This window comes from Embleya sp. NPDC059237 (assembly GCF_042754105.1).
Lineage (GTDB): Bacteria > Actinomycetota > Actinomycetes > Streptomycetales > Streptomycetaceae > Embleya.
Genome location: NZ_JBHZAE010000012.1, coordinates 40,698 through 54,322, shown reverse-complemented (window position 1 = coordinate 54,322; position 13,625 = coordinate 40,698). Strand labels below are relative to the sequence as shown.

At 72.5% G+C, this 13,625-nt stretch carries 12 protein-coding genes; 4 read left to right on the top strand and 8 right to left on the bottom strand.

The genetic code is table 11. The features are described 5' to 3' along the window. Nucleotides 1-157: 157 nt before the first annotated feature. From ACFXKZ_RS32415 to ACFXKZ_RS32400, 4 genes are all read right to left on the bottom strand, one after another. Nucleotides 158-1,852: a phospho-sugar mutase gene (locus ACFXKZ_RS32415; RefSeq protein WP_380005144.1), complete on the bottom strand. Its 1,695-nt coding sequence runs from the start codon at nt 1,850-1,852 to the stop codon at nt 158-160. Nucleotides 1,853-1,922: 70 nt separating this feature from the next. Next, nucleotides 1,923-2,732 (bottom strand): purine-nucleoside phosphorylase, encoded by an 810-nt coding sequence (locus tag ACFXKZ_RS32410; RefSeq protein WP_380005141.1) that lies wholly within the window; start codon nt 2,730-2,732, stop codon nt 1,923-1,925. 175 nt (nt 2,733-2,907) lie between these two features. Beyond that, nucleotides 2,908-3,351, bottom strand: a complete 444-nt coding sequence (locus ACFXKZ_RS32405; protein ID WP_380005139.1) for a PH domain-containing protein — start codon at nt 3,349-3,351, stop codon at nt 2,908-2,910. A 65-nt stretch (nt 3,352-3,416) separates the two neighbouring features. After that, entirely contained in the window at nt 3,417-3,857 is a 441-nt protein-coding gene (locus ACFXKZ_RS32400; RefSeq protein ID WP_126637468.1) for a gamma-glutamylcyclotransferase, read from the bottom strand. A 36-nt stretch (nt 3,858-3,893) separates the two neighbouring features. On the opposite strand from ACFXKZ_RS32400, the gene ACFXKZ_RS32395 reads away from it, so the two are divergent. Both ACFXKZ_RS32395 and ACFXKZ_RS32390 read left to right on the top strand, forming a co-directional pair. Then, a complete protein-coding gene (locus ACFXKZ_RS32395) occupies nt 3,894-5,312 on the top strand; it encodes an NAD(P)H-quinone dehydrogenase (protein ID WP_126637467.1) in 1,419 nt (472 codons plus the stop codon). Between the two features lie 545 nt (nt 5,313-5,857). Continuing rightward, nucleotides 5,858-6,676, top strand: a complete 819-nt coding sequence (locus ACFXKZ_RS32390) for a DeoR/GlpR family DNA-binding transcription regulator (RefSeq protein WP_020552647.1) — start codon at nt 5,858-5,860, stop codon at nt 6,674-6,676. A 358-nt stretch (nt 6,677-7,034) separates the two neighbouring features. Here ACFXKZ_RS32390 and ACFXKZ_RS32385 read toward each other — a convergent pair whose 3' ends face one another. Together ACFXKZ_RS32385 and ACFXKZ_RS32380 are read right to left on the bottom strand one after the other, a co-directional pair. Beyond that, nucleotides 7,035-8,801, bottom strand: a complete 1,767-nt coding sequence (locus tag ACFXKZ_RS32385) for an acetyl/propionyl/methylcrotonyl-CoA carboxylase subunit alpha (protein ID WP_380005135.1) — start codon at nt 8,799-8,801, stop codon at nt 7,035-7,037. A gap of 214 nt (nt 8,802-9,015) precedes the next feature. Further along, the gene (locus tag ACFXKZ_RS32380) at nt 9,016-9,228 is read right to left on the bottom strand and encodes a hypothetical protein (protein WP_380005133.1); all 213 of its coding nucleotides are present in this window, start codon (nt 9,226-9,228) and stop codon (nt 9,016-9,018) included. Nucleotides 9,229-9,451: 223 nt separating this feature from the next. Between ACFXKZ_RS32380 and ACFXKZ_RS32375 the strand changes: the two genes are divergently transcribed. After that, nucleotides 9,452-9,985 carry a GNAT family N-acetyltransferase gene (locus ACFXKZ_RS32375; protein ID WP_380005131.1) on the top strand — a complete coding sequence of 178 codons (534 nt, stop codon included), beginning with the start codon at nt 9,452-9,454 and terminating at the stop codon, nt 9,983-9,985. A 40-nt stretch (nt 9,986-10,025) separates the two neighbouring features. Here ACFXKZ_RS32375 and ACFXKZ_RS32370 read toward each other — a convergent pair whose 3' ends face one another. Together ACFXKZ_RS32370 and ACFXKZ_RS32365 are read right to left on the bottom strand one after the other, a co-directional pair. Then, entirely contained in the window at nt 10,026-10,862 is an 837-nt protein-coding gene (locus ACFXKZ_RS32370) for a helix-turn-helix domain-containing protein (protein WP_380005129.1), read from the bottom strand. A gap of 77 nt (nt 10,863-10,939) precedes the next feature. After that, the gene (locus ACFXKZ_RS32365) at nt 10,940-11,389 is read right to left on the bottom strand and encodes a hypothetical protein (protein WP_380005127.1); all 450 of its coding nucleotides are present in this window, start codon (nt 11,387-11,389) and stop codon (nt 10,940-10,942) included. A 233-nt stretch (nt 11,390-11,622) separates the two neighbouring features. Here ACFXKZ_RS32365 and ACFXKZ_RS32360 point away from each other — a divergent pair, with 233 nt between their 5' ends. Then, on the top strand, nt 11,623-13,401 hold the full coding sequence (locus ACFXKZ_RS32360; RefSeq protein ID WP_380005125.1) for a hypothetical protein: 1,779 nt from the start codon (nt 11,623-11,625) through the stop codon (nt 13,399-13,401). Nucleotides 13,402-13,625: the final 224 nt, after the last annotated feature.

The following is a 13,625-nucleotide window of genomic DNA, read 5'->3' as shown; positions in this document are numbered from 1 at the left end:
GCCCCTGGGGCCCCACCAACCCGGTCCCCAAGTACTCCCGCTGCCGGGGGGGGGCGGGGGGGGGGTGGACCTGGGGGGGGGGGGGCCGCGGATCGGGGCCCCCGCCCCACGCATGTCCACCGGCCCGTTCGCCGGTGGTTCGATCAAACGTCCGTACTCAGATGCCCAGCGTCGTGGCCAAGTCCCGCTTCAGGGCCGCCAACGCCGCGTCCGCCGCCGCACGGGCGGCCGCCACGCCGATCGTGGCGATCCGCTTCGGGTCGACCACGACTTCGAGATACGCCTTGAGCTTGGGCTCGGTTCCGGACGGGCGGACCACCACCCGACCCGCGAGCAGGTCCGCACCGTCCCCGGCCAGCGTGTAGCGCAGGCCGTCGGTCGGCGGCAGGTCGGCTGCCGGCGGGTTCAGCAGGTCGTCGACGCCGACCACGGCGAGGCCGCCGAGCGTGTGCGGCGGCTCGGTACGCAGGCGTCGCATCGCGTCGGCGATCAGGTCGAGGCGATCCACCCGCACCGAATACTGGTCGGTCGCGTACAGGCCGTAGCGGGTGGCGATCTCGTCCAGCAGCGCGGGCAGCGTGCGGCCGTCCCGCTTGGCGCCGGCCGCGAGTTCGGCCAGCATCAGCGCGGCGGTGACGCCGTCCTTGTCGCACACCCCGGCCGGGTCGACGCAGTAGCCCAGCGCCTCCTCGTACGCGAACGCCAGGTTCGGCACCCGCGCCAGCCACTTGAAGCCGGTCAGCGTCTCGGTGTACACGATGCCGTTGTCCCGGGCGATCGCGCCGAGCAGCGAGGAGGACACGATGGTGGTGGCCAGCACGCCGTCGGTTCCCCGGCGGGCCACCTCGGCGCCGAGCAGCGCGCCCACCTCGTCGCCGCGCAACATCCGCCAGCCGTCCGTCGCGGCCGGGTCCGGGACCGCCACCGCGCACCGGTCGGCGTCCGGGTCGTTGGCGATCACCAGGTCGGCGTCCTGGGCGAGCGCGGTGCGAAACGCCAGGTCCATGGCCCCGGGCTCCTCCGGGTTGGGGAACGCCACGGTCGGGAAGTCCGGGTCCGGGTCCGCCTGTTCGGGCACCGTGCGGACGTCGGCGAAGCCCGCTCGGTCGAACGCGCCGAGCATCACGGTGGTGCCCACGCCGTGCATCGCGGTGTGCACGATCCGCACGTCGCGCGGTCCGGCCGGGTCGACCACGGACACCGCGCGGTCGAGGTAGGAGTCGATCACCGCCTCGCTCAGCGTCTCCCACCCGTCCTCGGCGAGCGGTACATCGGCCAGGGAGTGCACGGCGGCGATGTGCGCGGCGATCTCCGCGTCGGCGGGCGGCACGATCTGCGACCCGTCGCCGAGGTAGACCTTGTAGCCGTTGTCGCGCGGCGGGTTGTGGCTCGCGGTGACCATCACGCCGGCGACGCAGCCCAGATGCCGGATCGCGTAGGCGAGCACCGGGGTGGGCAGCGGCCGGGGCAACAGCAGCGCGTGCAGCCCGGCGGCCTCCATGACGGCGGCGGTGTCCCGGGCGAACACGTCGGACTTGTGCCGCGCGTCGAACCCGATCACCACCGCGTTGCGGGTCGCGGCGGGCGCGGCGGTGTCGGTGACGTACACGCTCTTGAGGTAGCCGGCCAGGCCGGCCGCCGCGCGGATGACCACGGCACGGTTCATCCGGTTGGGCCCGGCGCCCAATTCGCCGCGCAGCCCGGCGGTGCCGAACTGGAGCAGGCCGGCGAAACGGTCGGCGAGAGCCTCCCGGTCGTCCGAATCGAGCAACGCTTCGAGTTCGGCCCGGGTGTCCGGGTCCGGGTCCTCGGCCAGCCAGGCGCGCGCGATCTCGATGACGTCGCTCAACACGGACTCCTCGGTGCGGAAGGGATCGGGAGGGGATCGGGAAGGGTCCGCACGGGCCGGCGGACCCACACGCTCAGATGCGCGGCAGGACCTGGGTGAGCAGGCGGCCCATACGCTCGGCGGACGCGCGTCCGGCGGCCAGGACCTCTTCGTGGTTGAGCGGTTCGCCGGTCATGCCGGCGGCCAGGTTGGTGACCAGGGAGATGCCCAGGACCTCGGCGCCGGCCTCGCGCGCGGCGATCGCCTCGATCGTGGTGGACATGCCGACGAGGTGCCCGCCGATCGCCCGGACCATGCCGATCTCGGCCGGGGTCTCGTAGTGCGGGCCGGGGAACTGCACGTACACGCCCTCTTCGAGGTCGGGCTCGACCTCGCGACACAACGCGCGTAGCCGCGGCGAGTAGAGGTCCGTCAGATCGACGAAGTTGGCGCCGACGATGGGTGACGCGGCGGTGAGGTTGATGTGGTCGCTGATCAGTACGGGCTGACCGGGCACGAACGACGGGCGCAGGCCGCCGCAGCCGTTGGTCAGCACGACGGCCTTGCAGCCGGCGGCGACCGCGGTGCGCACGCCGTGGGCGACCGAGGCGACGCCCCGGCCCTCGTAGAGGTGGGTGCGGCCGAGGAACACCAGCGCGCGGCGGTCGCCGATGACCAGCGAGCGGACCGTGCCGGCGTGGCCCTCGACGGCGGGCGGCGGGAAGCCGGGCAGCGCGGTGACCGGGAACTCGTGTTCCGGGTCGCCGAGCATGTCGGCGGCGGGCACCCAGCCAGAGCCCATGACGAGCGCGATGTCGTGCGTCGCGGCACCGGTGATCCGCTGCAGGCTTTCGGCGGCCTCGGCGGCGGCCGTGTACGGGTCGTGGCTATCCAATACGTTCACATCGATGAGCGTAAATGCTGCACCTGTGAACGGCGCGGCCGGGGTCTATGCGCGTAGAAGACTGTGATACGACCGCAATGACAGCGGGGGAGGAATCGCGCGGATACGAGCCGATACGTCCGTTCAGGTGGTGCGGCACGCGGTGGGCACGGTGACCCGGACCTTGCGCGGTGTTTCAGCCCCGATCGGCGACCGGACGCGGCTCGGCCGGGGGTAGCCCCAGTGCGGCGGTCCAGGCCGCCTTGATCGACGCCGCCTTCGCGTCGAAGTCCGGATCGTGCAGGATGCGACCGGTCCGGGGGGCGGGCAGGCGCACGGCACGCCCGTCGATCAGGAGCAGTCGCACCTCGCGCGAACCGCGGCAGCGCTCTTCGCGCACGGCCGTGATCTCGCGCCACGCGTATTGCGCGACGCCGACGCGGCGCACGTCCACGCCGTACGCGTCCACGGTGACCCGGCCCAGACCGCGCAGCAGCAGCCGGACACAGTAGTAGAGCGCGACCACGATCGTGATGCCCCACGCGGGCCGGAGGGCGAAGGCCAAGGCGACGACCGCCAGGGCGCCGGCACCGAGCAACACGGAGGTGACCCGCTGCCGAGGACTCGGACCGATGCGCACGCTCGGGCTCCTTCGGGGCGGGCGGGTGACGGTCGGGCAAAGACGCGACAGCGCCCCGCCGCAGGCTACGAGCAGGGGCGGTTGCGGAGTTCCTTGACGTAGTCGTCGGGGGCGCCGGCCGACTCCGCGGACTCGGCGACCATGCCGAGGTAGCGCGCCGAGGGCAGGCCGCCCTCGTAGTCGTTGAGCACGTACAGCCAGGCGAGTTGTTCGCCGAACAGCGACTCCACCCGGACCCGGACCTTGCGGTACAGGCCGAGTGGCATGCCCTCCCAGCGGTCGAGGTCGGGCTCGTCCATCTCGGCCAGGTCGTAGAGCGCGACGAACACCTGGGACATCTCGTCCTCGACGACCGTGGCCAGCGATCCGTCCCACCCCAACTGCTCGCCGCCGAAGGTCAGCCGCCAGCCGGGCAGCCAACCGGTGTGGCGCAGAGGTGAGTGCGGGGCACGCCGGGCCATCTGCCGCGCGTCGAGGTTGCTTGCGTACGCGGCGTAGAGGGGCATGGCCGCAGCCTACGCGACGCGCGGTCATGGGAGAGAATGACACCCGTGACTCGGATTGTGATCGTAGGCGGAGGACCCGGCGGATACGAGGCGGCTTTGGTCGCGGCACAGCTCGGAGCCGAGGTGACGGTGGTAGAGCGGGAAGGCGTGGGTGGTGCGGCGGTACTGACGGACTGTGTCCCGTCCAAGACTCTGATCGCCACGGCCGAGGTCATGACGAACTTCGCCGACTCGCATCACGAGCTCGGCATCTATGTCGACGACGGCACCCCCGGCACGCTGGACCGCCCGATCGTGGGCGTGGATCTGGGCGTGGTCAACCGGCGGGTGTTGCAGCTGGCCAAGGCGCAGTCGAACGACATCGCGCAGGGCGTCACGCGCGCCGGCGTGCGGGTGCTGCGCGGCACCGCCCGCCTCGACGGGCCGCGCCGCGTGGTGGCCGACCTGGCCGACGGCGGCGAGCGCACGCTGGAGGCGGACGCGATTCTGATCGCCACCGGCGCCCACCCGCGCGAGATCCCGGGCGCCGAGCCGGACGGCGAGCGGATCCTGAACTGGAAGCAGATGTACGGCCTGTCGGAGCTGCCGCGCGAGCTGATCGTGGTCGGCTCCGGCGTCACCGGCGCCGAGTTCGCCGGCGCGTACCAGGCGCTGGGCTCCAAGGTGACCCTCGTCTCCAGCCGCGACCGGGTGCTCCCGGGCGAGGACCCGGACGCGGCCGAGGTGCTGGAGGGCGTGTTCCGCCGGCGCGGCATGCGGGTGATGTCCCGCTCGCGCGCGGAGAGCGTCAAGCGGGACGGGGACAGCGTCATCGTCACCCTGACCGACGGGCAGATCATCGAGGGCAGCCACTGCCTGGTCGCGGTCGGCGCGATCCCGAACACCGCGGGCATCGGTCTGGAGGAGGCCGGCGTCTTTCTCAAGGACACCGGACACGTGCGGGTCGACCGGGTCTCGCGGACCACGGCCAACGGGGTCTACTCGGCGGGCGACTGCACCGGTGTGTTCGCGCTCGCCTCGGTGGCCGCGATGCAGGGTCGGATCGCGATGTACCACATGCTGGGCGACGCGGTGGCCCCGCTGAACCTCAAGGCCGTGTCCTCGAACGTGTTCACCGACCCCGAGATCGCTACGGTCGGATACACCCAGGCCGCGATCGACGCGGGCGAGATGGACGCGCGCGGGGTGAAACTGCCGCTGTCGCGCAACCCGCGCGCGAAGATGCAGGGCATCCACGACGGTTTCGTGAAGCTGTTCTGCCGTCCCGGTACCGGCATCGTGGTCGGCGGCGTGATCGTGGCGCCGCGCGCGAGCGAGTTGATCCACACCGTCGCGCTCGCGGTGGATCTGCACCTGACCGTCGACCAGATCGCCAGCGCATTCACCGTCTACCCGTCGCTTTCGGGTTCGATCGCCGAGGCCGCCCGGCAATTGCACCGGCGCGAGCGCTCCTGACCCGGTCTGCGCCGAATCCGCGAAACCCGCAAAATCTGTCGAACCGCCCCGAGAGGTCGGGCCGATCACTATCGGCGCCGTACTCGTCGGGTGGCCCCCGAGTTCAAGATCGGTAACTCGGGGGGCGCGGCCTCCGGCGCACGGGGGGCGCGCGGAATTCGGATTCCACGCTCCCGTGTACTCCACTTACGGGTGGCTTTTCTCGAACATCCGATGTGCGCCGTGGTCGCCGCGCATACTCGAATCGGACCGGGTGTGATCGCCGCCTCGCGGTGTGTTCGCCATGCGTCGAGTCCGGCTGACGCGCCGTCAAAATCTGTATGGAGCAGCAAAATCTCTGTACATCAGCGCTATCCGACACCCGGTGAACAGCGTTATGGTTGGCCCTCCCGAACGCTGTGGCTTCGCTGCGCCCGGAAACCGAAGCACTCTTATCACTTCGATGAACAAGTTCGGGTAAGAGTCGCAACCGGCTGATAAGAGCCGGTCGTTCGCGTTACCTTCGTCACGTGTTCGCAGCAGAGCGTCGTCAACTGATTCTTGAAATGGTGCGGGCCAACGGAGCGGTGTCCCTACGGGAACTCGCCCGGGTGGTCCAGACGTCCGAGGTGACGGTTCGGCGGGACGTGCGGGCCCTGGAAGCCGAAGGGCTCCTCGACCGTCGGCACGGTGGAGCGGTACTGCCCGGTGGGCTGTCCCGTGAGCCGAGCTATTCGCAAAAGACCCACCTCGCGGCGGCGGAGAAGGCGGCCATGGCCGACCTCGCGGTCTCCCTCGTCGACGAGGGGGACGCGATCGTCGTGGGCGCCGGCACCACCACGCAGGAGCTCGCCCGCAGGCTGGCCCGGATCCCCGGGCTGACCGTGGTCACCAACTCCCTCCTGGTCGCGCAGGTACTCGCCCACGCCAATCGGGTCGAGGTCGTGATGACCGGCGGCACGCTGCGCGGGTCGTCCTACGCGCTGGTCGGCAGCGGTGCCGAGCAGGCCCTCGCGGGTCTGCGCGTGCGTCGCGCGTTCGTGTCCGGCAACGGGCTCACCGCCGAGCGTGGCCTGTCCACCCCCAACATGTTGTCCGCGAGCGTGGACCGGGCCCTGATCCAGGCCGCGCACGAGGTCGTCGTCATGGTCGACCACACCAAGATCGGTGTGGACACCATGTTCCAGACGGTGGCCCCGGAGCGGATCACGCACCTCGTCACCGACGAGGATGCCCCCGGCCCGGAGAGCGAGGCGCTGGCCGAGCTGGGCGCGCAGGTGCACATCGCCCCCCTTCCGCAACGGGCCGTTCCCGGCGCCCGCGCGGAGTTCAACGGGGAGCGGATGCGCGACATGCGCGTCCCGGGGGTGATGCCCGACCAGTGAGCGAGCGATCCAAGACCACGTGCCGCCTCGCCCGGCGCCCCCCGGGCAGCACACCGCGGGTCGAGCCCGCGGCACCGACGGCATGGCGCGCAGCACGCGGGCCGACGGCCCGATCACCCCACGGACGCGATCGCCCCCGCGCCGAGGGTTTCGACACGGGGGCGATCGCGATGCGTGGGATCGGATGGGATCCCGACGGGTGTTCGATGGTGCTCGGTGTTCGGTCCCGCTCGACCCGGGCTCGGACGCGATGCGGCTCGGGTCCGACCGGGGTCGGTGCTCGATCCGGCTCACTCGCCGATCCGGTTCGGTTCCCGATCCGGCTCGGTCCGTGACCCGGCTCGGTCCCTGATTCGGTTCAGTCCTTGATCTCGCAGAGCACCGCGCCGGAGGTGACCGTCGCGCCGACCTCCGCGACCAGGCCCTTGACCGTGCCCGCGCGGTGCGCGTTGAGTGGTTGTTCCATCTTCATGGCCTCCAAGACGACGATCAGCTCGCCCTCGGCGACCTGCTGACCCTCCTCCACGGCGACCTTGACGATGGTGCCCTGCATCGGGCTGGCCAGCGCGTCGCCGCTCGCCGCGGCGCCGGCCTTCTTGGCGCCGCCGCGCTTGGGTGCCTTCTTCGCCGCGGCCGGGGCCGCGCCGGACGCGCCCAGACCCGCCGGGAGGGTGACCTCGAACCGTCGACCGTTGACCTCGACGACCACGGTCTCGCGCTCGGCGGCCTCGTCGGCCGCGCCCGCGCCGCCGCCGAACGGGGCGATGGTGTTCTCGAAGCCGGTCTCGATCCACCGGGTGTGTACGGTGAACGGCTCGGTCGAGCCGCCCAGCTCGGGCGCGAACGCCGGGTCCACCACCACCTCGCGGTGGAAGGTGAGCGCGGTCGCCATGCCGTCGACGACGAACTCGTCCAACGCGCGCTTGGCCCGCTGGAGCGCCTGCTTGCGATCGCGACCGGTGACGATCAGCTTGGCCAGGAGCGAGTCCCACGCGGGGCCGATCACCGAACCCTGCTCGACGCCCGAGTCCAGCCGCACACCGGGACCGGACGGCGGCAGCCACGTGGTGACCTCGCCGGGGGCGGGCAGGAAGCCGCGACCCGGGTCCTCGCCGTTGATCCGGAACTCGAACGAGTGCCCGCGCAGCGGCGGGTCGTCGTAGCCCAGCTCCTCGCCGTCGGCGATCCGGAACATCTCGCGGACCAGGTCGATGCCGGTGACCTCCTCGGTGACCGGGTGCTCGACCTGGAGCCGGGTGTTGACCTCCAGGAAGGAGATCGTGCCGTCCTTGCCGACCAGGAACTCGCAGGTCCCGGCGCCGACGTAGCCGGCCTCCTTGAGGATGGCCTTGGACGCGCGGTACAGCTCGGCGTTCTGCTCGTCGGTCAGGAACGGCGCGGGCGCCTCCTCGACCAGCTTCTGGTGCCGGCGCTGGAGCGAGCAGTCGCGGGTGGACACGACCACGACGTTGCCGTGGGTGTCGGCCAGACACTGCGTCTCGACGTGCCGCGGCTGGTCCAGGTAGCGCTCGACGAAGCACTCGCCGCGGCCGAACGCGGCCACCGCCTCGCGCACCGCCGAGTCGTACAGCTCCGGGACCTCTTCGAGGGTGCGGGCCACCTTCAGCCCGCGCCCGCCACCGCCGAACGCGGCCTTGATGGCGATCGGCAGGCCGTTGGCCTTCGCGAACTCGACGACCTCGGCGGAGCCGGAGACCGGGTCCGGGGTGCCGGCGACCAGGGGCGCGCCGGCCCGCTGGGCGATGTGCCGGGCGGCCACCTTGTCGCCGAGATCGCGGATCGCCTGCGGCGGCGGCCCGATCCAGGTCAGGCCCGCGTCCAGCACGGCCTGGGCGAATTCCGCGTTCTCCGACAGGAATCCGTACCCGGGGTGGATGGCGTCCGCGCCGGAGTCCCGGGCGGCCCCCAACACCTTGGCCACGTCCAGGTAGCTCTCGGCCGGAGTGTTCCCGCCGAGCGCGTGGGCCTCGTCGGCCACCCGCACGTGCAGAGCATCCCGGTCCGGCTCGGCATAGACGGCCACACTGGCGATACCGGCATCCCGGCATGCTCGGGCGACGCGGACCGCGATTTCCCCACGGTTGGCGATGAGTACCTTGCGCACGATCTGGCTCCCTCCTCAACTGCGGAGAGTCTAGGGATTCGGGGGCGGGCACGATCCGCCGCCCCACGTCCTCATGGGTACGGCAACCCGCCGGCTGCATGGCCTGCGATGGAGCTGCCGGCCACGTTGCCGGTGGGGTCAACGTACTCCGGACCAGGCCGGTGCTCGTGCCCGGGTGTATCTGGAACGTGTTTCAGTTTAGGGGGCGGGTGGGTCAGCCGCCCAGACAGTCGCCGCCCGTGGATCGCCCGAGGAGTCCGCTTTCGGGTACGTTTGCCCCCGCCATTTTTCCGCAGTGCTTGCACGCCTTGGCCCACGGATTGCCGGCCGGCCCGTCCGGGCCGTACTGGTACACCCATTCGTGGTCGTCGTGACCCTCGGCACACATGTCCCACGCGTTGCCCGGTTCCCGTACGTCTCGGCTCATCCGCCCTCTCCTCGCCGTCCCTCGTGCGCAGGCTACGAGTCCGGCCGGCTCGGGGCGGGCGAAACGGTGGAACCGGGGAAAAGGGGCGGACCGCCCGGCCGCGGACCGCAGGTGTGCGAACGACCCGGACGAGCGGGTTTTGCCGCACGGTGTTTCCCCCGAGCGGGGCAGGCTGCCACGATGTGAAGGTCCGAGGCATCCGATGCCTGGACGGGAGGTTGTGGTGGCAGAGGTGTTCTTGCGCCGGCTGACCCGTTGGCAGGCCGATCAGCAACGGGAAAGCGTCGCGGATACATACGTCAAGACCTACGGCGGGGATCCGTCGGGCCGCCCCGAATTCCTGCGGCGTTTCGCCGACCACATCCAACAACCCGGCTTCGAGATGGTCGTTGCGAACGGCGGGGGCGACGCGGCCGGTTGCACCTACGGGTTCCCGCCGCGCGCGGCGAGCGGCTGGTGGACCGGGTTGCACGGCGAACTGCCCGTGGACGTCGCGGAATCGGCCGCGGCCGGGAAGGTGTTCGTGATCGTCGACCTGATGGTCGTCCCGCAGCACCGCCGACAGGGCCTGGCCGGGCGCATGCGGGAGAGGTTGCTCGCCGGCACCGACGCCGGCTTCGCCGCGGTGCGGGTGCCGCGGGACAATTACGCCGCCCTGGCCGCGTTCCGCTCCTGGGACTGGTCGATGCTCGGCGAGTGGCGACCGGATCCGCAGACTCCCCCCGCCGACGTCTGGGGTTGCCGGCTCCGCCCGTGAGGCGCGCCGCGCGGACCCGGCCGAGTCCGGCGGGCCCGTGTCAGTCGCCGAACCACTCGCGCAGGAGCCGGCCGGTGTGCTTGTCCGCCGGATAGAACGACTCGATCGACAACTCGGCGACGGTGATGTCCACCGCGGTGCCGAACGTGGCCACCGTGCTGACGAAGGACAACACCTCCCCGCCGTGCCGGATGCCCATCGTGATGGCCGGCGCGCCCGGACCGGCCCCGGGCGGCGGCTCGTCGCCCTGGCCGCCGGGATAGCCGCTCACCTCGTCGTACAGCTCCCGGGTCAGCGGATCGCCGGTGATCGCGACCTGGCGTCGCAGTCGGTGCAGCAGGTGCGCGCGCCACTGGGGGAGGTTGACGATCCGCGGTGCCAGCCCCCGCGGGTGCAGGCTGATCCGGTAGGCGTTCAGCGGCTCGGTGAGCAGTTCGGGGGCGACGCCCTCGACGAACATCGCGATACTCGGCGTCGCGTCGACGATGTTCCACGCCCGGTCCACGATCACCGCCGGGTACGGGCCGTGCCCGACCAGGATCTGCCGCAGCACCGCCGGCATCGGGTCCAGCTCCGGCGCGTCCAGGCGGCTCTCGTGGTACTCCGGCGCGTGCCCCGCGGCCAGCAGCATGCGGTTGCGTTCGCGCAGCGGCACGTCCAGATACTCGGCCAGTCGCAGCACCATGTCCCGGCTGGGCACCGCGCGACCGGTCTCGATGAAGCTCAGGTGGCGGGTGGACACCGCGACCTCCACGGACAGTTCCAACTGACTCAGACGCCGGTGCCGGCGCCAGTGCCGGATCAGCTCGCCGCCGGTACGCCGGGCGGCGGGGCCGGCGGAGCGATCGCCGGCGACGGTCGTGGATCCCGAACTCATGGGACCCGACCGTACGCGGTGGGCCGCGAGTTCGGCGCGACGTGTCCGGTTCGGCCCGCCGGCCCCGCGCACTTCCCTCACCGGAGCGACGTGCGGGCCTTGCGCAGGCCCAGGATCTGCAGGTCGGCGAAGCCCAGGACGGCGACGGCCTGGAGCACGATCAGCGTGGTGCCGAGGGTGGTCGGGTCCAACCAGCCGGTGATCGCCATCGCCACGCTGTCCGCGAACCACACCAGGTTGAGGCCGATCACCGCACGTACGGCGGTGCGGTGCGGCGTGTCGGAGCCGCCGATCAGCCAGACGCCCACCGCGTACAGGACCAGGAAGGCGCCGAGGCCGGCCAGGAACGCGGTGGGCAGACCGAGGGCGCCGTCGAGGAAGGCGCAGCCGGCCAGCGCGGCGAGTCCGACCGCGCCGGTGGCGATCGCGTCGAGCCGCAGCGCGAGCCGCAACAGGTTGGTGTCACCGCGGACACGGTCGCCGGGCCCGCCGGTCGCGAACGTGGGGTTCAGGGACTGCGTGCTCATCGGGTCCTCCAGGGTCGTGTGCCGACATCGACGACTGTGCCGGGCGCGGAGAGGGCGGTCGATTCCCTCGGAGGTAATGGCCGAGGGTCCACGGGCGCGGCGCGGGTCGTGGGGGCGGGTGGTCCGAGGGATTTCCGGCGGATTCGAAAAGCGGGGTTCGGGGTGTCCGCTTCGGGAGCGGGCGGGGTCGCTTCTTCCCTAAGCTGCACCCACACGACCAGGGGGAGACGGCCATGGCCGGCGGGGTGGTACGCAAGGCCTACGAGGCCGGCGCCGGATTCGCGGAGGGCCGCGCGCGGCGCCCGGAACCGGTGGGTCGACTGTCGCTGGAGTGGGTGCCGGGCGCGCTGCTCGTGGTGCTCGCCACCACAGGTGCGCTGGTGCTGCTCCGGGCGGGGTTGGATCCGGCGACGCCCGCCGCGCCCGCCGCGGATCCGGCCGCCTACGGCGCGGCGCCGACGCCGATGGACGCCGGCGGCGGGTCGTGGTCGGTATGGGACCTGGTCGCGGTGTTGTTGCCGTGGGCCGTACCGCTGGTGATCGGCGGGATCGGGCTCACCGACAGTGTGTTCACCCACCGCCGGGGCGCGGTCGGCGGCGTGTTGACGATCGGCCTGGCCGGCGCCGCGCTGACCACCGCGCTCGACCCGATCGCGGCCCACTACGACGGTTCGCACGCGCGCTGGCTGGGCTTCGTGTATCTGCTGCGGTTCGGCTTCGCGGTCCAGGTGCTGGTCGGGGTGGTGTTGTGGATCCACCTCGCGGTCCCGCGCCATCAGGCGCCGCTGAACGCCGCGTTCGCGGGGACCCTCGCGGCGGCGGTGCCGCTGCTGTTCGTGCTCGGCGGGCGCGACGTGCTGGAGCCGATGTGGGAGTCGGGGGCCGGCCTGCAGACCTGGTTGCCGCTCGCCGCGTTCGCCTGGTTGCTGATCCTGTTGCCCACCGGCCGGGTCCTGGTGCCGCCCGGGCGGGGCTGGCAGGAGTCCGAGGGCGGGGCCCAGGGCGGGGTGTTCCTGCTCGGCCTGGCCGGGGTCGGGGTGGCCGCGGCGACCGTGGTGATGGGTGACGACAAGCCCAGGGTGCTCGGCCTGTGGCCGGTGGTCGCGCTGGCCGGCTGCCTGGTCGCGGCGGTGCTGACCTATCGGGTGGACGGCGTGCGCTCGGTGGCGGGCGCGCTGCTCGCGATGGCGGTCGGTCTTGCCGCCTTCCCGGCCGCGCTGTTCGCGTGGGACCGCACGCAGGCCAATCCGGGCCTGGGCCTGGACGGACCGGGCGAATACGTGCCGTGGCTGCTCGGCCTCGTGGTCGCCGGTGTCGTGGGGGCGGTGGCGGCGCGGTTGTTCGGGGCGTACGCGATCGGCCTCGCGGCGCTTGCCCTCGTCCTCGCCGAGTTCATCGGCCCGGCGGCCGGGTCCGGACACCAGCTCGCGGTGCGCTGTGCGGGTGCGGCGGCGATCGGCGTGGTGATCGGCGGTCTGCGGCCGGAGGCGGCGATCGCGGCGTTCGGGCTCGGCGCCGCGTGCGGGCCGGTGTGGCCGGATCTCCAGGCCGCGTCGGCGGACTACGGCTGGGTGGAGTGGCTGACGAAGAAGCCCGGCGGGGTACCGCTGCCGCTCCTGGTGCTCGCCGCGATCGCGCTGCCGCTCGCGATGTTCGCCGGGATGCGCGGCACCCCCGCGCCGCCTCCGCCGCGCGGTCCCGGTCCCGGTCCCGGCCCGGTGGGCGCGCCGGTGGGCGGCGGCGGCCCGTGGGCGCCGAACGCCTACGCCGAATCGGCCCCGCAGCCGTATCTGCCGCAACAGCCGGGCGGCTACGGCCAACCGCACGCGTTGCACCAGCCGGGCGGCTATGACCAACCGGCCGGGCCGACCCCGCAGTCGGGCGCCGACGGGTATCTCCCGCAGCAGCCCGGCGCCGGCACCCCGCACCACCCGCAGTCGCCCGGCCTGCCGAACCTGGGCCCGGGCCCGGTCCGCCGCGACCTGAACCGAACCGACGGGCCGGACACCTGACGAAGGCGGGGCCGGGGATCGGCGGGTCGGCCCGGGCGGTCACGCACGAGCGGGTGCCCGGAGGTGGGCCGGTTCCGGCGGTCGGGCACATGCGGCGCTTGTCGGGCGGGCCGGCTCCGGCGGTCGTCCCGGTGCGGTGGCCGGCTTGGCGGATGGTTCCCGATGCGGTGCCCGCGGTCGGGTCGGCCCGGGCGGCCGTCCGCGTGCGGAGGCCGTCGGGTGGG

Bases quoted from the DNA above. Each gene is read 5' to 3' on its own strand.
- ACFXKZ_RS32390 (WP_020552647.1), top strand. From the start codon at position 5,858: ATGGTGCGGGCCAACGGAGCGGTGTCCCTACGGGAACTCGCCCGGGTG.
- ACFXKZ_RS32360 (WP_380005125.1), top strand. From the start codon at position 11,623: ATGGCCGGCGGGGTGGTACGCAAGGCCTACGAGGCCGGCGCCGGATTC.
- ACFXKZ_RS32400 (WP_126637468.1), bottom strand. From the start codon at position 3,857: ATGCCCCTCTACGCCGCGTACGCAAGCAACCTCGACGCGCGGCAGATG.
- ACFXKZ_RS32380 (WP_380005133.1), bottom strand. From the start codon at position 9,228: ATGAGCCGAGACGTACGGGAACCGGGCAACGCGTGGGACATGTGTGCC.
- ACFXKZ_RS32395 (WP_126637467.1), top strand. From the start codon at position 3,894: ATGACACCCGTGACTCGGATTGTGATCGTAGGCGGAGGACCCGGCGGA.
- ACFXKZ_RS32370 (WP_380005129.1), bottom strand. From the start codon at position 10,862: ATGAGTTCGGGATCCACGACCGTCGCCGGCGATCGCTCCGCCGGCCCC.
- ACFXKZ_RS32365 (WP_380005127.1), bottom strand. From the start codon at position 11,389: ATGAGCACGCAGTCCCTGAACCCCACGTTCGCGACCGGCGGGCCCGGC.